The organism is Streptomyces sp. TRM64462 (assembly GCF_013362995.1).
Taxonomy (GTDB): domain Bacteria; phylum Actinomycetota; class Actinomycetes; order Streptomycetales; family Streptomycetaceae; genus Streptomyces.
In genome coordinates this window covers 1-21,207 of the sequence record NZ_JABWDV010000449.1, presented here as the reverse complement: position 1 = coordinate 21,207, position 21,207 = coordinate 1, and the positions used below count along the sequence as shown (strand labels likewise).

20 protein-coding genes are annotated in these 21,207 nt (G+C 73.6%); 7 read left to right on the top strand and 13 right to left on the bottom strand.

What is annotated here, in order from left to right:
- Positions 1 to 58: 58 nt before the first annotated feature.
- From HTZ82_RS29185 to HTZ82_RS29175, 3 genes are all read right to left on the bottom strand, one after another.
- Positions 59 to 1,963, bottom strand: a complete 1,905-nt coding sequence (locus HTZ82_RS29185) for an FHA domain-containing protein (RefSeq protein ID WP_175412391.1) — start codon at positions 1,961 to 1,963, stop codon at positions 59 to 61.
- 253 nt (positions 1,964 to 2,216) lie between these two features.
- The gene (locus HTZ82_RS29180) at positions 2,217 to 3,056 is read right to left on the bottom strand and encodes a DMT family transporter (RefSeq protein WP_375540874.1); all 840 of its coding nucleotides are present in this window, start codon (positions 3,054 to 3,056) and stop codon (positions 2,217 to 2,219) included.
- Positions 3,057 to 3,271: 215 nt separating this feature from the next.
- A complete protein-coding gene (locus HTZ82_RS29175; RefSeq protein WP_175412389.1) occupies positions 3,272 to 6,157 on the bottom strand; it encodes an FAD-binding and (Fe-S)-binding domain-containing protein in 2,886 nt (961 codons plus the stop codon).
- Positions 6,158 to 6,350: 193 nt separating this feature from the next.
- Between HTZ82_RS29175 and serC the strand changes: the two genes are divergently transcribed.
- Both serC and HTZ82_RS29165 read left to right on the top strand, forming a co-directional pair.
- Positions 6,351 to 7,469: a phosphoserine transaminase gene (gene serC, locus HTZ82_RS29170; protein WP_175412388.1), complete on the top strand. Its 1,119-nt coding sequence runs from the start codon at positions 6,351 to 6,353 to the stop codon at positions 7,467 to 7,469.
- Between the two features lie 250 nt (positions 7,470 to 7,719).
- Positions 7,720 to 8,388: a DUF4360 domain-containing protein gene (locus HTZ82_RS29165; protein ID WP_175412387.1), complete on the top strand. Its 669-nt coding sequence runs from the start codon at positions 7,720 to 7,722 to the stop codon at positions 8,386 to 8,388.
- Between the two features lie 344 nt (positions 8,389 to 8,732).
- On the opposite strand, the gene HTZ82_RS29160 is transcribed toward HTZ82_RS29165, so the two are convergent.
- Positions 8,733 to 9,773, bottom strand: coding sequence for a WD40 repeat domain-containing protein (locus tag HTZ82_RS29160; RefSeq protein WP_375540873.1), 1,041 nt, complete (start codon positions 9,771 to 9,773; stop codon positions 8,733 to 8,735).
- 60 nt (positions 9,774 to 9,833) lie between these two features.
- On the opposite strand from HTZ82_RS29160, the gene HTZ82_RS29155 reads away from it, so the two are divergent.
- Together HTZ82_RS29155 and HTZ82_RS29150 are read left to right on the top strand one after the other, a co-directional pair.
- A complete protein-coding gene (locus tag HTZ82_RS29155) occupies positions 9,834 to 10,538 on the top strand; it encodes a GDSL-type esterase/lipase family protein (RefSeq protein WP_175412386.1) in 705 nt (234 codons plus the stop codon).
- 22 nt (positions 10,539 to 10,560) lie between these two features.
- Positions 10,561 to 11,265: a hypothetical protein gene (locus HTZ82_RS29150; RefSeq protein ID WP_175412385.1), complete on the top strand. Its 705-nt coding sequence runs from the start codon at positions 10,561 to 10,563 to the stop codon at positions 11,263 to 11,265.
- A 54-nt stretch (positions 11,266 to 11,319) separates the two neighbouring features.
- Here HTZ82_RS29150 and HTZ82_RS29145 read toward each other — a convergent pair whose 3' ends face one another.
- Both HTZ82_RS29145 and HTZ82_RS32630 read right to left on the bottom strand, forming a co-directional pair.
- Positions 11,320 to 12,003, bottom strand: coding sequence for a DUF899 family protein (locus tag HTZ82_RS29145; protein ID WP_175412384.1), 684 nt, complete (start codon positions 12,001 to 12,003; stop codon positions 11,320 to 11,322).
- Between the two features lie 40 nt (positions 12,004 to 12,043).
- Positions 12,044 to 13,120 (bottom strand): hypothetical protein, encoded by a 1,077-nt coding sequence (locus tag HTZ82_RS32630; protein ID WP_175412383.1) that lies wholly within the window; start codon positions 13,118 to 13,120, stop codon positions 12,044 to 12,046.
- A 60-nt stretch (positions 13,121 to 13,180) separates the two neighbouring features.
- Here HTZ82_RS32630 and HTZ82_RS29135 point away from each other — a divergent pair, with 60 nt between their 5' ends.
- Positions 13,181 to 13,789, top strand: coding sequence for an MBL fold metallo-hydrolase (locus tag HTZ82_RS29135; protein ID WP_309235759.1), 609 nt, complete (start codon positions 13,181 to 13,183; stop codon positions 13,787 to 13,789).
- Positions 13,790 to 13,871: 82 nt separating this feature from the next.
- Here HTZ82_RS29135 and ligD read toward each other — a convergent pair whose 3' ends face one another.
- The 4 genes from ligD to HTZ82_RS29115 form a co-directional block, all read right to left on the bottom strand.
- Positions 13,872 to 14,786, bottom strand: coding sequence for a non-homologous end-joining DNA ligase (gene ligD, locus HTZ82_RS29130; protein ID WP_175412382.1), 915 nt, complete (start codon positions 14,784 to 14,786; stop codon positions 13,872 to 13,874).
- A complete protein-coding gene (locus tag HTZ82_RS29125; RefSeq protein ID WP_375540872.1) occupies positions 14,783 to 15,412 on the bottom strand; it encodes a DNA polymerase ligase N-terminal domain-containing protein in 630 nt (209 codons plus the stop codon). The genes ligD and HTZ82_RS29125 overlap by 4 nt, the downstream gene beginning before the upstream one ends.
- 130 nt (positions 15,413 to 15,542) lie before the next feature.
- Positions 15,543 to 16,484: an N-acetylmuramic acid 6-phosphate etherase gene (gene murQ / locus HTZ82_RS29120; RefSeq protein ID WP_175412380.1), complete on the bottom strand. Its 942-nt coding sequence runs from the start codon at positions 16,482 to 16,484 to the stop codon at positions 15,543 to 15,545.
- Positions 16,485 to 16,615: 131 nt separating this feature from the next.
- Positions 16,616 to 17,596: a MurR/RpiR family transcriptional regulator gene (locus HTZ82_RS29115; RefSeq protein ID WP_175412379.1), complete on the bottom strand. Its 981-nt coding sequence runs from the start codon at positions 17,594 to 17,596 to the stop codon at positions 16,616 to 16,618.
- Between the two features lie 57 nt (positions 17,597 to 17,653).
- Between HTZ82_RS29115 and HTZ82_RS29110 the strand changes: the two genes are divergently transcribed.
- Together HTZ82_RS29110 and HTZ82_RS29105 are read left to right on the top strand one after the other, a co-directional pair.
- A complete protein-coding gene (locus tag HTZ82_RS29110; RefSeq protein ID WP_175412378.1) occupies positions 17,654 to 18,010 on the top strand; it encodes a hypothetical protein in 357 nt (118 codons plus the stop codon).
- Positions 18,007 to 18,294, top strand: coding sequence for a DUF4031 domain-containing protein (locus tag HTZ82_RS29105; protein ID WP_175412377.1), 288 nt, complete (start codon positions 18,007 to 18,009; stop codon positions 18,292 to 18,294). The genes HTZ82_RS29110 and HTZ82_RS29105 overlap by 4 nt, the downstream gene beginning before the upstream one ends.
- Here HTZ82_RS29105 and HTZ82_RS29100 read toward each other — a convergent pair.
- From HTZ82_RS29100 to HTZ82_RS29090, 3 genes are all read right to left on the bottom strand, one after another.
- Positions 18,230 to 19,585 carry a Cmx/CmrA family chloramphenicol efflux MFS transporter gene (locus HTZ82_RS29100; RefSeq protein ID WP_175412403.1) on the bottom strand — a complete coding sequence of 452 codons (1,356 nt, stop codon included), beginning with the start codon at positions 19,583 to 19,585 and terminating at the stop codon, positions 18,230 to 18,232. The two genes, HTZ82_RS29105 and HTZ82_RS29100, sit on opposite strands and share 65 nt — an antisense overlap.
- An 87-nt stretch (positions 19,586 to 19,672) precedes the next feature.
- Entirely contained in the window at positions 19,673 to 20,353 is a 681-nt protein-coding gene (locus HTZ82_RS29095) for a hypothetical protein (protein WP_175412376.1), read from the bottom strand.
- A 44-nt stretch (positions 20,354 to 20,397) separates the two neighbouring features.
- On the bottom strand, positions 20,398 to 21,207 hold an 810-nt coding region (locus tag HTZ82_RS29090; RefSeq protein WP_175412375.1), incomplete at its 5' end, for an HAD-IC family P-type ATPase.

The following is a 21,207-nucleotide window of genomic DNA, read 5'->3' as shown; positions in this document are numbered from 1 at the left end:
GCGCTCCCTCCGGGGCACGGCGGCGTGCCCCGGAGCATGACAGCGCGAGGAGAAACAATCAAGCAGGCGTGCTTGTTTTCGCGGGGAGTGGGCCGGGCGGCGGGCCCGGGTCCTGCCGGTAGAAGATGTCGATGTCGACTTCCTCACCGCCGACGATCAGCGTGTCCCACGCTCCGCTGTCCAGCAGGGTCCGCAAGGTGTCGGAGCGGAGGTTCTCCAGATGGCTCCGGAGCGTGGAGTCGTCGGGCATGCCGGCGACGCGCGCGGCGAGCCGGTCGCGGATGCCCCGCAGCCGCTCCATGAACGCGTCCAGGTCCGCGTCCCTGTCGAGGTCCTTCCCCTCCGCGTCCTCGATGCTCTGCGCGATCTTCTCCTTGATCGGGCGGCTGACGCCGTCCTCGTCGGTGGTGATCATCGCGTTCCAGGCGCGGCTCTTGTGCCGGTACTGGAGCATCGACATGGCCGCTTCGTGGCGGGAGAAGTCGGCGTCCCGGAAGGGCCGGCCGTTCCACGCGCCGTTGAGGGAACGGGCGAGCGAGATGGCGGAGCCAAGGCCGCTGTTGAGCCCGCGCCCCGGCCAGAAGTGGATGGCGTTGGCGGCGTCGCCGAGCAGGAACCCGTACGTCCCCGGGGTGGTCGACGTGGCCGGGAACAGCCGGGTGGTGAACCTGGGCCGCTGCACCATGTCCAGCCGGAAGGCGGTGACGGCGCTCAGGTCCCGCTCCGCGACCCCGAACAGGGCAAGCCCCTCCAGCACCCGCTTCCACAGGGCCGAACCCCTGACCATGGCGGGCAGGAAGAGCGTGCTGTGCGTCGCGCACTGGAAGTCGCCGTGATCGTCCCGCCCCATGACGCAGGGGCGGGACGCGATGCAGTCCTCGAATACGTGCCGGACCGGATCGATCCCGACGACTTCGGCGGCCTCGGCGTCGGTGAGCCGCATATTGAGAAATCCCTGACCGCGCAGGGAATTCAGGAGAAAGCGGTTCTGGGCCACAGTGAGCAGGACGGTCATGGGGTCGGTGAGCGTCGACTTGACGCGCAGCCCCAGGACGACATCCTGAATGTGCTGACCATGCAGCGAGTAGATGGATTTGTCGGCCTGACCGAACTTGTCGGCGAAATGCTCCCGCGTCCGGGACCTTCCCCCCTCGCAGATGGCGAGCACATCGTCCTTGCCCCCGGCCTTCTGGTATTCGGCCGGGTCGAACACCTCGGGGACGAGCCGGATACGCCCCGGCTTTTCGTTGGCCATTTCGAGGAGCGTGTCCTCGATGTAGGCGATACGCAGGTTCCTCGGTTCGCGGCCGTGGATCGAGTCCGGGCCGACCGGCCACATCTCGGTGTACGCGTCGCCGCGGAACAGCCGTTCCTGCACCTCCTCCGGGAGGTTCAGGTACTGGCGGCTCTGGACCGTGACGACCTGCTGCCGCCGGACGTTGCCCTGCCCCTCGCTCTTCCAGACGACCTTCGCCCCGTCCCGCGTCCACCGGCCGTCGTACACGGTGACGGCCACGCGGCGCCCCATGAGGTGTTCGAGGAGCAGCGCGAAAGCCAGCCCGACGGGACCGCCCCCGGAAACCGTGACGTTCAGCACCGGCCCTGCCGCCACGGTCGCGTCGGAGGGGGTGAGCGGGCGCAGCACGGAGAGGTCGAGGATGGTCTCCAGCGCGTCGGCGGCCTCGAAGCAGAACGTCTCGGTCCCGATCTCGATGAGATCCCCCGGCTGCAGTTCATGCGACGTCACCCGCTGCCCGTTGACCCGCGTGCCGTTGCTGCTGCCGCTGTCGTACAGCACGAATCCGTGGCCTTCGCGGCGCACCTCGGCGTGAAAACGGGAGACGTTCGCCCCGCCGATCACCACACTGTTCTCACTGTTGCGCCCCAGCGTCAACGGTGCGGCGCCGATCGGGAATTGCTGTCCACTCAGAGAGCCTTGCCGACCGACAAGCCGAGGAGGCATGGGTCACCCACTTCCATAAATCACGGATGCGATGACGAAATACGAAACCGGCCTCCCGACAGCGGCAACAGCGACAACTCCGCATCACACACCGCGAGTCGACCGGCACGCAGAGCAATCCTAATCCGGCCACGGGCTCGCTGAGAAGGCATTCGGTCCGACTGATCACGACACGGTGCCCATTCCGTGAAGATGTAACAGCGGGGACATGTGAAAGGTGCGACAGAAATGACCTGGTGTGACAGCGGTCCCGTCAGCCGGTGGCGTCCCGCCCCATACGGGCCGTGCGGGAGCGGATGGCGCCCACGCTGGCCGCGATGACCAGGGTGATCGCCAGGGCGTCCGTCAAGGACAGGGCCTGGTGGAGGACCAGGAAGCCGGCCAGGGCCGCGATGGCCGGTTCCAGGCTCATCAGGACCGCGAACGTGGGGGCCGGCAGGCGGCGCAGGGCGATCAGCTCCAGGGTGTACGGGAGGACGGAGGAGAGCAGGGCCACCGCCAGGCCCAGGGCCAGGGTCGTCGGGACCGCCAGTTTCGCGCCCGCCTCCGCGAGGCCCAGCGGGAGGCTCAGGGCCGCGCCGACCGCCATCGCCAGGGCCAGGCCGTCGGCCTGCGGGAAGCGGCGGCCCGTGCGGGCGCTGAAGACGATGTACGCCGCCCACATCGCGCCCGCCGCGAGCGCGAAGCCCGCGCCGACCGGGTCCAGGCGGTCGAAGCCGCCGCCGCTCAGCAGGACCACGCCGCCGAGCGCCAGGCCCGCCCACAGCAGGTTCACCAGGCGCCGGGACACAATCACCGACAGGACCAGCGGGCCCAGCACCTCCAGCGTCACGGCCGCGCCCAGCGGGATGCGGTCGATCGCCTGGTAGATGCAGATGTTCATGGCCGCCATCGCCGTACCGAAGGCCACCACCGTGCCCCAGTCCGCCCTGCTGTAGCCGCGCACCTTCGGGCGGCACACCAGGAGCAGCACCACGGCCGCCAGGGCCAGGCGCAGGGTCACCACGCCCAGCGCGCCCGCCCGCGGGATCAGCAGCACCGCCAGCGCCGCGCCGAACTGCACCGACAGCGCCCCGCCCACGACGAGCGCCACCGGCCCTGCCGAGCCCCGGCCACCGGCCGGTGCCCGCCGCGGGTGCGCGGCGGCCGTCTCGGGGAGTGCTACCGCGGCGGTGTCTGCGGTACGGGCATGCGCTCGGCCGTTCACCGGGACCTGACCTCTTCTGTCGTCGTGCTGGGCGGGGGCTCCTGCCGGGGCTCTACGGTAAGTAGTGAAACCCATCTACGGCTATGGCACACCGTCCCGTCTCAGTCGCTGGGACGACGTGCGTCGCGCCGCCCCTCCACCGCCAGCGCCTCCGCGAGTACCTCCGCCAGGTGGCGGGCCCGGTGGCCGCCGAGCTGTTCGAGCTGCGTACGGCACGAGAAGCCGTCCGCCAACAGCTCCGCACCCGGGGGTGCCGCGCGGACCGCCGGCAGGAGCTGGTCCTCCGCGCAGGCCGCCGACACCTCGTAGTGGCCGCGTTCGAAGCCGAAGTTCCCGGCGAGACCGCAGCACCCGCCGCTCAGCTCGCCCACCAGGCCCGCGCGCTCGCGCAGGCGGCGTTCGGCGGCGTCGCCCAGGACGGCATGCTGGTGGCAGTGGGTCTGGCCGGCCACCGGGCGGTCCAGGCGGGGCAGCCGCCAGCCGGGGGCCAGCTCCTCCAGGGCCTGGGCGAACGTACGGACCGAACCCGAGAGCGTCCGGGCCCGCGTGTCCTGCGGGAGCAGCTCCGGAAGGTCCGTCCTCAGCGCCGCCGCGCAGCTCGGCTCCAGGACGACGAGGGGAGCCCCGAGCGCCGGTTCCAGCGCGTCCAGCGTGCGGCGCATCACCGTGCGCGCCGCGTCCAGGCGGCCCGTCGACACGTACGTCAGGCCGCAGCACACCCGTCCCGGCGGCAGCGCGACCCGTACCCCCGCCGCCTCCAGGACGGTGACCGCCGCGCGGCCGACCGCGGGCGTGAAGTGGTTCGTGAACGTGTCGGGCCAGACGTACGCCTCCGGGGCGCTCGGCCAGGGCCCGCCGCGGGCCGCCCACGACCTGAACGTCTCCCGCGCCAGCTCGGGGACGTCCCGCTCCGGCGCGATGCCGCCCAGCCGCTTCCCCAGCGCCGCCAGCGCCCGGACCCGCGCCGCCGCGTTCACCGCGCCCGCGAGGGGCGCCGCCAGCCGCAGCCACCTCGGCAGGCCGCCCATCGCGTAGTGCGCGGCCGGGCGGAGGCGGCCCGCGTAGTGGTGGTGCAGGAACTCCGCCTTGTACGTGGCCATGTCCACGCCCACCGGGCAGTCGCTGCGGCACCCCTTGCAGGCGAGGCACAGGTCCAGCGCCTCGCGCACCTCCGGCGACCGCCAGCCTCCCGTCACCACCTCGCCGGCCAGCATCTCGTGCAGCAGCCGGGCCCGGCCGCGCGTCGAGTGCCGCTCCTCGCCCGTCGCCCGGAACGACGGGCACATCACGCCCGGCCCCGAACCGGGGCCCTCCACACGGCACTTGGCCACGCCCACGCAGCGCCGCACCGCCGTCCCGAAGTCGCCCCCGTCCCGCGGGTACCCGAACGCCACGTCCACGGGCCGGCGCGGCAGCACCTCGAACCGCAGGTGCGCGTCCAGCGGCGCCGGGCGGGCGATGACGCCCGGGTTCAGGCCGCCGCCCGGGTCCCACAGGTCCTTGAACTCACCGAAGACCCGCACCAGTTCGGCCCCGTACATCCTCGGAAGCAGCTCCGCGCGCGCCAGCCCGTCGCCGTGCTCGCCCGACAGCGAGCCGCCGTGGGCGACGACGAGGTCGGCGAGCTCCTCCGAGAAGCGGCGGAAGCGCCGTACGCCGGGCGGCGTGACCAGGTCGAAGTCGATCCGGACATGAACGCACCCGTCCCCGAAGTGCCCGTACGGCGTGCCGCGCAGCCCGTGCGCGGCGAGCAGCGCGCGGAAGTCGCGCAGGTACGGGCCGAGGCGGGCGGGCGGTACGGAGCAGTCCTCCCAGCCGGGCCACGCCTCGGCGCCGTCGGGCGTACGGGTCGCCGTGCCCGCGGCGTCCTCGCGCACCCGCCACAGGGCGCGCCGCCCGGCCGGGTCGGCGACCACCGTGCCGTCGAGCGCGTCGGCGGCGCGCAGCAGTGCGCGGGCCCGGGCCTCCGCCTCGGCGGGGGTCGCCCCGCCCGTCTCGGCGAACAGCCAGGCCGCGCCGCGCGGGAGCCGGGCGCGCGCCGCCGGGTCGCGGACCAGGTCATCGGCCATGCCCTCGACGGTGAGCGGGCCCAGCGGCAGCAGCGCGGGGGCGGCTTCGGCGGCGGCGCCCTCGTCGGCGTACCCGAGCAGCGCCAGCGCACGGGCGGCGGGCGCCTCGACGAGCCGTACCGTCGCCTCCGTGACGACGCCGAGCGTGCCCTCGCTGCCGCAGAAGGCGCGGGCGACGTCGGTGCCGCGTTCGGGGAGCAGCGCGTCGAGCGCGTACCCGGAGATACGGCGGGGCAGCCCCGGCGGGAAACCGGTCCGCACGAGCGCGAGGTGCCGCCGCACCAGGTCCAGGACACCGGGCGGCGCGCCCTGCCCGTCCCGGCCCAGCCGCAGGGCGCCGCCGCCGTACGTCCGTACGGCCAGCCCGTGGACGTTGTCGGCGGTGGTGCCCCAGGCCACGGAGTGGGCCCCGCAGGCGTTGTTGCCGATCATGCCGCCGAGGGTGCAGCGGCTGTGCGTGGACGGGTCGGGCCCGAAGGTCAGTCCGTACGGGCGTGCCGCGTCGCGCAGCCGGTCGAGCACGAGCCCGGGCTGGACGACGGCGGTCCGCGCCTCCGGGTCGAGCCGGAGGATGCCGCGCATGTACCGTGTGAAGTCCAGCACGACGCCGGTACCGGTGGCCTGCCCCCCGATCGACGTCCCGCCGCCGCGCGCCACCACGGGCACCCCGTGGGCCCGGCACACCTCCAGCACGGCGGCCACGTCGTCCGCGTCCCGCGGCGCGACCACGCCGAGGGGCACGCGCCGGTAGTTGGACGCGTCCATGGTGGCCAGCGCCCGGGCACCCGCCCCGAAGTCGACGTCGCCGCGCACGGCGGCGCGTACGGCGGCGCGTACGGCGTGTGCGAGGTCGGCATGCGTGACGTCCTTGTCTCGGCCCTGCGGCTCGCGGCCCTGCGGCACCGGCTGATCCACCATGCCGCCAGGATGCCGCGCCGCCCCGGCGTACGCCGAGGGTCACCGGCACGGCCGGGCATCCGGCCGCGCCCCGGCGCCACTCGGCGCCCGCCGTGACGCCGCTCACGCGTCTCACCCGTACCGTCTCATCCGTACGTCTCATTCGACGGACAAGCGCGTCCGTGCCCCGGCGGGAGCGGCTAGGCTCCTGAGCGTGGCTGAGATCCAGATTCCCGCTGACATCAAGCCCGCCGACGGCCGTTTCGGCGCGGGCCCGTCCAAGGTGCGTACGGAGGCGCTGGAGGCCCTGGCCGCCACCGGCACGTCCCTCCTCGGCACGTCCCACCGCCAGGCGCCGGTCAAGAACCTGGTCGGCGAGGTGCGGACGGGCGTGCGCGACCTGTTCTCGCTGCCCGACGGGTACGAGGTGATCCTCGGCAACGGCGGCTCCACCGCCTTCTGGGACATCGCGACCCACGGGCTGATCGAGTCGAAGTCGCAGCACCTGTCGTTCGGCGAGTTCTCGTCCAAGTTCGCGAAGGCCGCGAAGCTGGCCCCGTGGCTGGCCGAGCCGACCGTGATCTCCTCCGAGCCCGGCACGCACCCGGAGCCGCGGGCGGAGGCGGGCGTCGACGTGTACGCCTTCACGCACAACGAGACCTCCACCGGTGTCGCCGCGCCGATCAAGCGGGTCGCGGGCGACGACGAGGGCGCTCTCGTCCTCGTGGACGCCACTTCGGGCGCGGGCGGCCTGCCCGTCGACATCACCGAGACGGACGTCTACTACTTCGCCCCGCAGAAGTCGTTCGCCGCGGACGGCGGCCTGTGGATCGCCGTCTTCTCGCCGGCCGCTCTGGAGCGGGCCCGCCGCGTGCACGCCTCCGGGCGTCACGTCCCCGAGTTCTTCTCGCTGCCGACCGCGATCGACAACAGCCTCAAGAACCAGACGTACAACACCCCGGCCCTCTCCACCCTCTTCCTGCTCAACGAGCAGCTGAAGTGGATCAACGGGCAGGGCGGTCTCGACTGGGCCGTCAGCCGCACCAAGGACTCGGCGAGCCGCCTGTACGGGTGGGCCGAGGAGTCCAAGTACGCGACGCCGTTCGTCGCGGAACCGGCCGAGCGGTCGCAGGTCATCGGCACCATCGACTTCTCGGACGAGATCGACGCGGCCGCCGTCGCCAAGGCGCTGCGCGCCAACGGCATCGTGGACACCGAGCCGTACCGCAAGCTGGGCCGCAACCAGCTCCGCATCGCGATGTTCCCGGCCGTCGACCCGGCCGACGTCGAGGCGCTGACCGCCTGTGTCGACTATGTGATCGAGAAGCTGTAGCCGTTCGCGAACAGAAGAAGCGGAATTAGGTGGAAGAAGGGGTCCGGCCCGTCGAGGCCGGGCCCCTTCGCCGTGTCCACGGCCGATTAACGACCTATCCAGCCGACCCGGCGGTCCCTACCATCCGAAGCGTCGAACGGCCGGACAGAACGGTCCGAACCGTTTGAATGTTTGACATGTTCACGCCCATCTTGGGCGTCGTCCTTCTCGGTTGGACCCCCCACTTCGACCGGCAACCGAACGGAGTCCCATGTCCAGACGCGGAATCATCGCCACCGGCGGCGCCACCGCCGCCCTGCTCGCCTCGACGCTGCTCGCGCCCGGCACCGCCGGCGCCGCCCCGAGCGGTATCGTCGCCCCGCCCGACAAGATCGTCATCGAGATCGCGACGGTCAACGGCTCGGGCTGCCCCGCGGGTACGGCCGCCGTCGCCGTCGCCCCCGACAACACGGCCTTCACCGTCACGTACAGCGACTACCTCGCCCAGGTCGGCCTCGGCGCCAAGCCGACGGACTTCCGCAAGAACTGCCAGCTCAACCTGATCGTGCACGTCCCGCACGGCTTCACGTACGCCGTCGCCAGCGCCGACTACCGCGGCTACGCCCACCTGGAGCGCGGCGCGTACGGCATCCAGAAGGCGTCGTACTACTTCCAGGGCTCGCCCGACACGGCCTCCCGTACGCACCGCTTCAACGGGGCGTACGACAACAACTGGCAGGTCACCGACGAGACCGAGTGGGGCCAGCTCGTGTGGGCGCCCTGCGGCGTGAAGCGCAACTTCAACATCAACACCGAGCTGCGGGTCAACGCGGGCACCTCCGACCCGAAGAAGACCAACAGCTTCATCGCCATGGACTCCACGGACGGCGACATCAAGACCATCTACAACCTGGCCTGGAAGGAGTGCAAGCAGAAGTAGCCGACGCCCGCGCCCGACCGGCGGCTCTCCCGACCGGCCGCCATGTGACAGGGCGGGCCCGCGTCCCCTCGACGGGCCCGCCCCTGGCGCACCATCCGGCCCTGGCGCGCCGTCCGGTCCTGGCGGCCCTCCGCCCCTGGCGCGCCGTCCGGCCCTGGCGCTCTCCGACCCGGGCGGCCTCCGCCCCTGGCACGCCGTCCGGTCCTAGCGCGCCGTCCGGTCCTGGCGCCGTCCGGCCCTGGCGCGCGCCCTCAGCCTCGGGCGGGCCTCCGCCCCTGGCTCGCCGTCCGGTCCTGGCGCTCTCAGCCCCCGGGCGGCGCTCCGGCCCCGTCGCCCGTCCGGTCCTATGAGCCGGAGCGGTCGCCGCCGCGCAGGCGCTTGAGGCCCAGGACGAGCATGACGCCCAGCAGGACCGCCCCGGCGCCGAGCCCCACCTCGCCGGCGCCGTCCTGGCCGCCGCCGCCGGGCGAGGTCGCCCCCGACCCGGAACCGGCCGACGCGCCCGCCGTGCCCGCCGTGCCCGACGGCGACGGGCCGCCGGACGGCGCCGCGCCCGTCCCCTCGACCGGGACGCGCACGACGCGGCTCCGCTCGCCCTCCGAGCCGAACAGGAGCGCCGACCCGTCCGCCGTGTACGTCACGCTCTCCGACTGCCCCTGGATCGGCGCCCGTACGCGGTCGTCGGCGCCGAGCCGCCCGTTCTCCCACGCGTACCCGCGGGCGCTGAAGTAGCTCCGCAGCACCAGCCGCGTACCGGCGGGCGAGAACGCCCCGTCGGTGACCCACGGCACCTCGCCGATCCGCCGGAACACGTTCCCGCCCCGCGCCGACAGCCGCGCCGGGCCCTCGTAGAGCCCGCCGCCGTCCTCGTTCTTCGACGCGATGTACACCCGGCCGGTCTTCGGGTGGACCATCAGCGCCTCGGCGTCCCGGGCCCCGTCCTCGTACGTGACGGTGAACTGCGTCGCGTCGACGGTCTGGTCGCGCAGCTGCTTCGGCTCGGGGAAGCGGTAGATCCAGACATGGCTCCACGACCCGTTGAGGTTGTCGCCGATGTCGCCGACGTACACGTTCCCGTCGGGGCCGACGGAGATCGCCTCCATGTCGCGGGGCGTGCCGACGCCGCGCAGGGTGACGGTCGCGACGGTCTCGCCGGTGCGCCCGTCGACGGCGAACACCCGCGGCTCGTCCTGGTCGTTGTGGGTCCAGTAGACCCCGGGGTGCGCGCGGCTGGCGGCGAGCCCGCTGGACTCGGTGATGCGCGGGTCCTGGAGGGTGAACCCGCCGTCGTCCTCGGACGCCGCGGCGACGGCGGGCGCGCCACCGCCGAGCCCCAGACAGGCAAGCACGCCGAGCCCGACCCACCTCATACGCAGCGAAGACATACCCACCAGTGTCCATGGTCACGTGGCGTCCGGCCCCGCCGACCGGCGATGATGGCGCGCATGCGTCCCAGGTTCATGTTCGTCGGCGATTCCATGACCATCGGAAGCGCGGGCGAACACACCTGGCGCTACCGCATGTGGCAGCACCTGAACGCCACCTTCGGCGGCCCGTACGCCATCGTCGGCCCGCGCACCGAGCTGTACGACAAGAACGCCGGCGCCCCGGTCTCGCACGCGTACGCGGACCCCGCCTTCCCGGTACGGGCGCGGGCGCACCTGGCGGGCTGGGGCGAGGGCTGGCTGCACATGGCCCCGCTGATCGAGGAGACGGTGACGCGCACCAAGGCGAACGTGCTGCTCGTCGCCCTGGGGCTGATCGACCTCGGCTTCTACACGAACAGCGACCAGACGGCCGACAACGTCCGCGCCTTCATCGCGGCCGCCCGCGCGGCGAACCCGCACATCCGGATGGTCCTGCTCCCGGTCGTCGCCAACGTACGCGCCGAGGAGGACCCGGCGTTCGCCGCGGAGTGCGCCCGCTTCAACGAGCTGCTCGCGAAGGCGGTCGCCGACCTGGACACGCCGGGGTCCCCGCTCCTCCTGGCGTCGCCCCCGGAGCCGTACGACCTGCACACCGACACGTACGACGGCACCCACCCGAGCCCGTCGGGCGAACACAGGCTCGCCGCCGCCTTCGCCACGGCCCTCCACCAGGCCTGGGGCTGGGGCGCCCCGTACACCCCGGCGGCGGAGCCCGGGCCCTGACCGCCTGAGCTAGCCTCCGCGCATGCCGAACTCCCTTACGTATGGAGCCTTCCGGACCGGCCGCCTGTGGGCCGCGGCGGGTGTGTCGTTCGTCGTGCTGCTGCTCGGCTCGGGGTGGGCCCTCCTGGGCTCGCTGGAGTTCGACGAGCTGTGCGCCCAGGGCAAGTTCACGGATCAGGGGCGGCTGCTGGACATCCGGCGGCCGTCCTTCCCGCCCGCCGTCATCTGCGAGTACGAGCGGGGCGAGCTGTCCGCCGGCGGTACGGGGCTGCTCGGCGCGCTGCTGTGGCTGAGCCTGCTGACCCTGGTCCTGTGCGTCCTGCTCGCCCTGCTCGCCGAGTGCGTCGAGCTCCCGGCGGGAAGCCCCCGTTCCGCCCGCGTCACGCGCCGCGAGAGTCTCCGCCGTACGGCGGTCGCCTTCTGCGTCACCGCCTCGGTGTTCACCGGCGTGTACGTACTGATGGCCTGGCCCCTGCTCTCGGGCCCGTCGACGGCGTGCGCGGCGGGCGCGGAGTGGGGCTTCCACCCGCCGGAGACCCGCGACCCCAGCTTCTTCCCGCCGCAGGCGACGTGCGTGTTCCGCAGCGGCGAGACGTCGCGGCTGAACGCCGAGTGGGCCACGACCGTGACGGCGGCGCTGGCACTCCCCGCAGCCATCGCGGGCACGGCACTGACCCTGGCCTGGCGAAGGCACCACACGGAGCGCCGCACCGCGGCCGCGCCTTGATCAAGGAGCTACGGGGCGCCGCCGTGACCCGGGGCGTCCGGAGCAGGCCTCTGGTCAGTAGTCGAGGCTCGGGTACCAGTCGTCGCGGCCCTGCGGGGTCAGGTCGAGGAGGTGCCAGACGGGGGCCAGGAGGTCGATGCCGCGTTCGTCGATGTCGTCGGCCATGCGCGGGTGGGTGGAGTAGAAATGGCGGACCGTGCCGTCGCTGTCGCGGGTGAAGACGGAGACCGTGGAGTCCTGTTCGCCGTCCTTGTCCTCGCTGCCCAGGTCGTACTTGAACGTGCTGTCGCCGCAGCTCAGGAGCCGTAGCCTGTGCCAGCCGCGGTTACGGGCGTGCCGGCGGAGGGTGGGGACGTCGGCGGCCGCGGCGATGGCGAAGTCGGCGTTGCGGGCGATGCGGTGGGCGATGCCGTTGAAGCCGTCGATCCACAGGGTGCACATCGGGCAGGGGTCGCTCTGCAGCTTGCCGTACATGAAGTGGTAGACGATCAGCGGGCCGTCCGGGGCGGTGAACAGCCCGCTCAGGGTGACGTCGCGGACCGGTGTGTCGCCGGCGTCGAGGTCGGCGGGGCCCTCGGTGAAGACGTAGTCGTCGACGGGTGGCCCCTGAGGGAGCGCCCGTCGCCGGGCCGCGACCTTCTCGCGGTGGCGCATGAGCTCGATCTCGGCCTGCCGCAGTTCCTCGCGGGCGGCGAGGTAGTCCGCCGATTCGCCGGACAGTCTGGTGTGGCGCAACATCCCGTCCTCCTCGGGTGGTCCAGTAGAAGCGCGATCCCGGCTACGGCGTGGTGTAGCGGAGAAGGACGCCCGCCCCGTCCCGTAGGGGCAGATCGTCGTGGGGGACGACGATCAGGTCGGCCTGGGTGACCGTGGCGGCGCGGATCAGGGGGGAGGCCGCGGGTTCCTCCCAGAAGTAGTCGATGCCGAAGGACCGCAGCTCGTGGCCCGTCGTGGCCACGTGGGTGGGCTCCCTGCCCACCCACAGGTGCTGGTCGGCCGGTCGGGGCGTGGTGAGGATCAGGGCCTGGGCCTGGCCGCGTTGGAGCGCCCTTACGGTGGCGGGGAGGCCTTCCGAGTCGTCGGGGCGGTGGGCGCGCTGGGCCTGGAAGGCGTCCAGCTGGCGTTGGTCGCGGGCGCTGAGGCGGTTCGCGAAGACGTCCGCCAGGTTCTCCTCCAGGGCCGTACGGCCCGGGTCCGGGGGGTGCGGGGCGCCGTTCTTGAGCTTCGTCACGCGGGACCGGAGGCGTTTCGGGGCCAGGCGCGTGAAGGTGTTCGCGGCCCACGGGTCGCCCGAGACGACGATCTCCTCGGGGGATTCCTCCACCAGGTCGGTGAGGAGGTGTTCCGCCTCGTCCGGCCAGTCTTCCGCCGGTACCCGCTCGTGGAGCTCGTGCGGCGGGGCCACGCGGCTCATCGGCCAGCTGCCCACGCTGACGTCGACCTCCAGTTCGTCGTGGCCGTCGTACCCGGTGCGCAGGCGGTGCGTGGCGACCGCCGCGTACGTGATGTCCGGGGCGTGCTGCACGCACAGCTGCGCCGTGTCGGGCACCACGCCGTAGACCGCGGTGTCGCGGGCGGGAGGGCGCGGCAGGCACTCCGCCAGCAGGACGCGGCCGTGCGCGGCGAAGATCGCCTGCCCGTGCAGGCCGGCGATCTCCCGGTCCGTACCGATCTCGGCCTCGATGGCGCGGGTCGTGGCCGGGTCGGCGTCGTGCGCGAGGAGGCTGTCCCGCAGGTGCCGCCAGCGCATGTCGATCGCCCGGTCGGGCTCGTCGATGTCGCGGGACGTGTCCAGGTACACCGAGGCGACCGGGCCGGGGCGCTCGTACAGCGGGGCCAGGAACTGGAGCTTCACGGTGGGCTCCCGGGCTTGGTTCGGGTTTCTTGTCCGTCGGGTTCGGCTACCCGGGTACCCGTGCCCGTACGTGCGACGCTCCTCGGTGTCGGGGCGATGAACTCGCCCCGGTACGCGCCCGCCGGGCTGCTCCTCTCCTGCGGGCGGCGGCACGTCGTCTTCGACGGCGGGCCCGGCGCCGAGCCGCCGCCACGGCCACGCCGGCTGGACGGGTGGCTCGTGACGGACGAGGCCGCCGAGCTGCGGACGGCCGTACGGAGGATGGCCGAGGAAAGGGGGGTCGTGGCCCGTATGGGCGGGCTGGACGCGGGTGAGCTGCGCGTTCGCGCCCTGCCTGTTCTGCACACCTCACATCCGACCTGCGGGTACCGCATCGAGGCCGGGGGCGCCGTCGTCGTGTGGGCGCCCGAGTTCTGGGAGTTCCCGGAGTGGGCCGGCGGCGCCGATCTCATGTTCGCCGAGGCATCGGCGTGGAACCGGCGCATACGGTTCCGGGGCGGGGTCGGCGGACACGCCCACGTACGGGAGATCGGGCCCGAGGCCGCCCGCTGCGGCGTCCGGCGGCTCGTCTACGCCCATATCGGGCGGCCCTGCCTGCGCGCGATGGACCAGGGGCTGCGGCCCGCGTACGGGGAGTGGGGGGTGGAGGGGCGGGTTTACCGGGTGTAGGGGGTGTGGGTGTAGGGCGTATGGGTGTAGGGGGTGTGCTTGTCCTACTTCACCGTCTTCAATGTCTTCACTGTGTCCGTCTTCACTGTGTCCCTTGCTTCAGGGTTCTCAAGCGGCGCACCGCCGGCCCCAGCGCGTGGGCGCGCGGCGCGTCCTGCCACGGGTTGGTCTTCAGGAGCCCGTCCGTGGTCGCGAGCGTCCAGCGGACCGGGGTGAGGTCCGGGTCGTCGACGTCCGCCCAGGTCAGCGGTGCCGCGACCGGGGCGCCCTGGCGGGCTCGTACGGCGTACGGGGCGACGGCGGTCTGGGCGTAGGCGTTGCGGGCGGTGTCGAGGTACAGGCGGTCGCCGCGTTTGTCCTTCCTGGGCTCCGTGGTGAGCCGGTCCGGGTGGCGGGCCGCCAGGACGTCGGCGGCGGCGCGTGCGAAGGACCGTACGTCGTCGAACGGCGCCCCTCGGTCCAGCGGCACCAGGACGTGCAGGCCGCGCGAGCCGGTCGTCATCACCAGGGACGGCAGGCCCAGCTCCTCGCCGAGCAGTGCGTGCAGCAGTCGCGCGGCCTGGCGGACGAGGCCGAAGTCGCCGCTCTTCGGAGGGTCCAGGTCGAAGACCAGGCGGTCCGGGTGGTCGGGGCGGTCCGCGCGGGACAGGAAGCGGTGCGGCGTGACGCAGGCCTGGTCGGCCAGGAAGAGGAGCGTGGCCGTGTCGTCGCACAGCGCGTACGTGACGGTGCCGTCCTGCTTGGGCAGTTCGGCGCGGTGGATCCAGTCAGGGAAGTGGTCCGGGACGTCCTTCTGCATGAAGCCCTCGCCGTCGATGCCGTCCGGGTGGCGTTCCAGCATCAGCGGGCGGCCGCGCAGCTGCGGGACCATGCGGCGCGCCACGGCACGGTAGTGGTCGACCAGGTCGGCCTTCGTGAAGCCGTCCTCCGGGAACAGCACCTTCTCCGGGCGGCTGATCTCCAGCGTGCGGCCGCCGGTCCGCACCTTCACCGTCACTGTCGCTCACCTCGCGCGACCTGCCCCAGCGTGTGGCCCGTACGCACCGAGCGCGCCCTGCGCGGGTCCGGGGTGCCGCCGCCCGCGCGCTCGTCGGCCCGCTTCACCAGCAGCCACGCCTCGCGCTCCCCGCCGCCGGGCCGCCCGCCGCGCAGGCGGGTCAGGGCGTAGCCGCCGTGCAGCTTGCGGCCGTCCAGCCAGAACGACGCGTGGCCGTCGCGGAGGGCCTCCGCCAGGGGCGCGTCGGAGAGGTTCCGGTACGTCCCCTCGTCCCAGACGATCACCGTCCCGCCGCCGTACTCGCCCTCGGGGATCACGCCTTCGAACTCCCGGTACTCCAGCGGGTGGTCCTCCGTCGGCATCGCGAGGCGCTTGTCCTTCGGGTCGGCGGACGGGCCCTTGGGCACGGACCAGGACTTCAGGACGCCGTCCGCCTCCAGCCGGAAGTCGAAGTGCAGGGACGTCGCGTCGTGGATCTGCACGACGAAGCACGGACGCTCGGCATCCGGCTCGCCGCCGCCGCTCGGTTCGGGTGTACGGGTGAAGTCGCGTTTGTGCTTGTACCTGGTCAGGGCGGCCTTCTCGGCCTTCTCGGCCTTCTCGGCCTTCTCGGCCTTCGCTGTCACGGGGCGGCACCTCCTCCCGTACGCTCCTGCCTCCTGTGCCCGCGTACCCTTCCGGCTCCTTCTCATCCCGCTCTCGTCCCGCTCCCGTCCCGCTCTCGTGCCGCTCCCCTGGGCGCTCTCGTCGCGGGTCTCAAGGGGTCGGCGGCGCCGACGCGGCCAGTGCGGCCCGCAGGTGGCCGTGGTGGTCCGCCAGGAGGCGCGCGGCGGTCGGGGCGTCGACGCCGGCGAGCAGGACGAGGATCGCGTGCTTCACCTCGCCGCCCGTCGCCGCGAGCGCCGCCGCGATCTCCTCGTCGGACGCGCCCGTGGCCAGGGCGACGAGGCGGTGCGAGCGGGCGCGCAGCTTGTCGTTGGTGGCGCGGACGTCGACCATCAGGTTCCCGTACGTCTTGCCGAGCCGGATCATCGTGATCGTCGAGAGCATGTTGAGGACGAGCTTCTGCGCCGTGCCTGATTTGAGGCGCGTCGAGCCCGTGATGAACTCGGGGCCGACGACGACCTCGATCGCGTGGTCGGCGGCCGCCGCGAGCGCGCTGCCCGGGTTGCAGGCGATCCCGACCGTCAGCGCGCCCGCTTCGCGCGCGTAGGTGACGGCCGCGAGCGCGTACGGGGTGCGGCCGGACGCCGAGACGCCCACCACCGTGTCGTCCGCCGTGAGTTCCAGCGCCTTGAGGTCGGCGTGGGCGAGAGCCGTCGAGTCCTCGGCGCCCTCCACGGAGTTCACCAGGGCGTCCTGGCCGCCCGCGATGAGGCCGACGACCTGCGACGGGTCGGCGTTGAAGGTGGGCGGGCACTCGCTGGCGTCCAGCACACCGAGCCGCCCCGCAGTGCCCGCGCCCGCGTAGACGAGCCGCCCGCCGCGCGCCATGCGGGGCGCGACGGCGTCGATCGCGGCGGCGATGCGCGGCAGTTGCGTGGCGACGGCGGCCGGTACGGCCTGGTCGCCGGCGTTCATGGCGCGGGCGATGTCGAGGGTGGGCCGTGTGTCGATGTCGGCGAGGTCGGGGCGGAAGCCCTCGGTGGTGAGGGACCCGAGGTGGCTGCGGAGGGAGGCTGCGTGGTCGTCGTTCATGGTGCGTGGTTCTCCCGGTGCTGGTGGTGCGCATCGCTCGTGGTCGCTGCCCGTGGCGGTCGGCGCGGGCGGTCGCTCGTGGTCGCTGCCTGTGGCCATCGGCGCGGACGGCCGCTCGTGGTCGCTCACGCTCAGCGCGTCGTACGGGGGCGGGGTGCCGTCCTGCGGTGGGCCAGCGCCTCGTACGAGGCCGCGAGCGCGGGCGCCGCCGTGTCGTACGTACGCTGTGTGACGCCCGTGAACAGGCAGTCCACGACGAGGAGTTGGCTCGTACGGGACGACATCGCGGCCGGCCGCAGCTCGCTCTCGCGCGCGGTGGACGTGGTGAGGACGTGGTCGGCGTACCGGACGACCGGCCCGTCCGGGCGGCCGGTCACCGCGACGGTCGTGGCGCCCCGCTCGAACGCGACGCGCAGCGGCTCCACCACATCGGCGGTGGCACCCGAATGGGTGATGGCGACGGCGACGTCCCCGGCGCGGAGCTGGACGGCGGCCGTGACGGCCAGGTGCGGGTCGCCGGGCGCGTACGCGACGAGGCCGATGCGCAGCAGTTTCTGCGCGAGGTCCTGGGCGACGAGCCCGGAGGCGCCGACGCCGTAGATGTCGGTGCGGCGGGCGGCGGCGAGCGCGGTGACGGCGGCGGCGAGCTGGGCGGTGTCGAGCGCGGCGGCCGTGTCCGCGAGGGTCTGCTGCTCGTCGCGGGCGAGCTTGGCCACGACGTCCTCGATCGGGTCGTCGACCGCTATGTCGGCGGTGACGGACGGCGGCCTGCCCGAGCGGCGCTGCGCGGCGAGCCCGGCGAGTGCGAGGCGCAGGTCGCGGTAGCCGGGATAGCCGAGGACGCGCGCGGTGCGGACGACGGTGGCCTCGCTGGTGCGGGTCAGCTCCGCGAGCCCGGTGACCGTGAGGGCGGCGCACCCGGCCGGGTCGGCGGCGACGGCCTCGGCGACGCGCTGCATGGAGCGGGTCATGGAGGGCGTGAGCGTGCGCACCTTCGCGGCGAGCGCGTCGGGTGCGTGGGGTGCGTCGGGTGCGTCGGGTGCGGCGAGCGCGTCGGGTGCGGCACCCGCCTGACCGGGGCTCGTGAAAGTTTCCTTCACCTCTTCGATCACACCTGAAACGTATTTTCAGCGATGGTGTGCGTCAACCCCGCGGGTCAGAATGGGCGCATGGAGAAGACCGACCCCCTGGAACAGGCGCTGCACGCCGCACGTGCCCTGGTCCTCGCCGACCTCACCGCCCGTGACGTCGCCGAGGCGGAGATCGTGTCGCTGGTCGAGGACGCGGTGGCGCAGCGCCGCTGGTGGGTCGAGCAGTGGCCGGACGGGGTCGCCTACGTCGCCGGGCTGATCGCCCAGGACGTGCAGGACGCCCTGCTGGAGCGGTACGGGCGCTGGCCGCTGTGCCCGGTGTGCGACGCGGGCGAGCCGCACGCCCTGGAGGTGGAGCCGGAACTGGGCCCCGACCCGCACTGGGTGTGCGGGCGGGCGGGTGTCGTGGTCGCTCCGGTGGGGCGCCTGACGTGACGCTCTACATCGACCCGCCGAACTGGCCCGGGCACGGCCGTATGTGGTCGCACCTGATCAGTGACACGTCGTTCGACGAGCTGCACGCGGCCGCCGCCGCGATCGGCGCCCCGCCGCGCGCCTTCGACGGCGACCACTACGACATCCCGTCCCACCGCTACGCGGACGCCGTGGCGGCCGGCGCGGTGGAGGTGGGCTCGAAGGAGCTGGTGCGGCTGCTCACGGCCGCGGGGCTGCGCCGCCCGAAGCGACGCCCGGCGCCGCGCCCGGCACCGCGCCCGTGACGGGCGTACCGGCCGCCGCGCCTCCGACCTGCTGACCGGCCGCCGCGCCCCCGACCGGCTGACCGGCCGCCGCGTCCACGACCGGCGTACCGGCCGTCGCGTCCGTCGTCGCGCCCATGACGATACGGCTCGGGGCGCCGCCCTTCTCGCGGCGGTGCAGCCGCAGCGCGACGCCCACCGCCGCCAGCGCGACGAGCGTCATCGCGGCGCCCGCCCACGCGGTGGCCGGGTAGCCGAGGCCCGCGTCGATGACGGTGCCGCCGAGCCAGGGCCCGCCGGTGTTGCCGAGGTTGAACGCGGCCGTCGTCGTGGCGCCCGCCAGGGTCGGGGCGGCGCCCGCCACGTTGAACATCCGGGCGTTCAGCGCGGGCGCGGTGTAGAAGGCCGTGACGCCCAGCAGGAACGACAGGGCCACGGCCGCGACCGGGCTGCCGCCGAGCAGCGCGAGCGCCGCGAGGAGCACCGTCGACCCGCTGATGCCGCTGAGCAGCACGCCGAACAGGTGCGCGTCCGCGACCCGCCCGCCGACCGTCGTCCCGACGAGCGCGCCGACCCCGAACAGCGCCAGCACGGTCGGCACCCACCCGGAGTCGAGCCCGGCGACGTCGGTGAGGAGCGGCGCCAGGTACGAGAAGGCGCAGAAGACACCGCCGGCGGCGAGCGCCGTGACGACGACGGCCAGCCACACCTGACGGTCCCGGTAGATGGTCAGCTCGCGGCGCAGCGCGGGCTTCCGGGCGGGCAGCGGGATGTTCGGGATGCGGGTGACGACGCCGACGAGCGCGATCGCGGACGCGGCGCCGACGGCCCAGAACGCGGAGCGCCAGCCCAGGTGTTCGCCGAGGAACGCGCCGGCCGGGACGCCCAGGACGTTCGCGATGGACAGGCCGCCGATCATCACGGCCATCGCGCGGGCGCGTGCGCCCGGCGGCACCATCGCGATGGCGACGGCCGCGCCGACCGCCCAGAACCCCGCGCAGGCGAGCGCGCTGACGACGCGCGACGCGAAGAGAATCCCGTACGAGGGGGCCAGCGCGCCCGCGACCTGGCCGATACCGAACGTCGTGATCAGCGCGACGAGCGTCGTCTTGCGCGGCAGCCGCAGGGTCGCCACGGCGAGCAGCGGTGCGCCGACGACCATGCCGATCGCGAACGCGGAGATCAGCAGCCCGGCCTGCGGGATGGAGACGCCCATGTCGTCCGCGATGGGCGGCAGCAGCCCCGACAGCATGAACTCGCTGGTCCCGAGGGCGAAGACGGAGAGGCCGAGGATGTACACGGCCAGCGGCATGCGCTGCTTCGCGGCGGTGTCAGGGGCGGGCGCGGGGTCATGATCGTCGATGGGCGGCATAACAGGTGTGAACGCCGCCGGTGCCGCTTACATTCCCGCGCGCGTTCCCAGGCGCTCCAGCTCGGCCGTCATGTTGCGGCGGGCGGGCGCCTCCCACCGCTCCGCGCCGTACGGGGTGCGGAACAGGCGTGACAGGTCCAGGAGTTGGCGCAGCACGGCGGCGCGCCCCTCGCGGAAGGCGTCGTCGGGCACGAACCCGTACTCCTCGCGTACGGCGGCCGTGTACGCCTCGTACGCCTCGGGCGCGGCGGCCAGGATGGCGAGGTCGGCGTCGCACAGCACCTCGCCATTGCGGTCGCCGGGGGCGGGGTCGTGCGTGACGGTGAGCCGTACGAGGCGGGCCACCTCCGCCGTACGGGCCGGGTCGATGTCCAGCTCGGGCAGGGCCTTCTCGGCGAGGCGGGCGCTGCGCTCCTCGTTGGTGGAGCGGTCGGGCAGGTAGTACGCGTCGTGGAACCAGGCGGCGAGCTGCACGGCGGGCAGGTCGTCGGCGCAGTCGGCCAGTTCGTCGATGCGGCGCAGGACGGCGAGGAGGTGGTCGGTGGTGTGGTACCGGCGGTGGGGCTCCGCCCAGCGGCGCAGCAGCTCGTGGGCGTAGCGGTAGGGGGACGGCATGCACGCGTCGGTGTCCCGCGCCCGGAGCACGGTGTCCGCCCAGCGGCCGGTCAGCTCGTCGTGGGCGGGGTGCTCGGGAAGGGCGCGCGACATGCGGCCATTGTGCCCCGGAGCGGGGCCGCTCGGGAGGCGGGCCCTCAGGAGGCGACGGCCTGGAAGCCGCGCAGGCGCAGGCTGTTGCCGACGACGAAGACGGACGAGAAGGCCATGGCCGCGCCCGCGATCATCGGGTTGAGGAGCCCGGCGGCGGCGAGGGGCAGGGCGGCGACGTTGTAGGCGAAGGCCCAGAAGAGGTTGCCCTTGATGGTGCCGAGCGTGCGCCGTGACAGCCGGATGGCGTCGGCGGCGACGCGCAGGTCGCCCCGTACGAGGGTGAGGTCGCCGGCCTCGATGGCGGCGTCGGTTCCGGTGCCCATGGCGAGGCCCAGGTCGGCCTGGGCGAGCGCGGCGGCGTCGTTGACGCCGTCGCCGACCATGGCGACGCTGCGGCCCTCGGCCTGGAGGCGCTTGACGACGTCGACCTTGTCCTGGGGCAGCACCTCGGAGATGACGTGCGCGGCGTCGATGCCGACCTCGGCGGCGACGGCCTGGGCGACGGCCCGGTGGTCGCCGGTGAGCAGGATCGGCGTGAGGCCGAGGCCGCGCAGCCGCTCGATCGCCTCGGCGCTGGTGTCCTTGACGGCGTCCGCCACGGCGAGGACGGCGCGGGCCTCGCCGTCCCACGCGACGACGACAGCGGTACGGCCGGCGGCCTCGGCGGCGTCCTTCGCGGCGGCGAGCGGCGCGGGCAGTTCGACGCCGGCACCGGCGTCGGCCAGCAGCTTCTCCCGCCCGACGAGGACGGCGTGGCCCTCGACGACGCCCTGGACGCCGAGCCCGGGGACGTTGGCGAAGTCCTCGGGGGCGGGCAGGGTGCCGACCCTGGCGGCGGCGCCGGCGGCGACGGC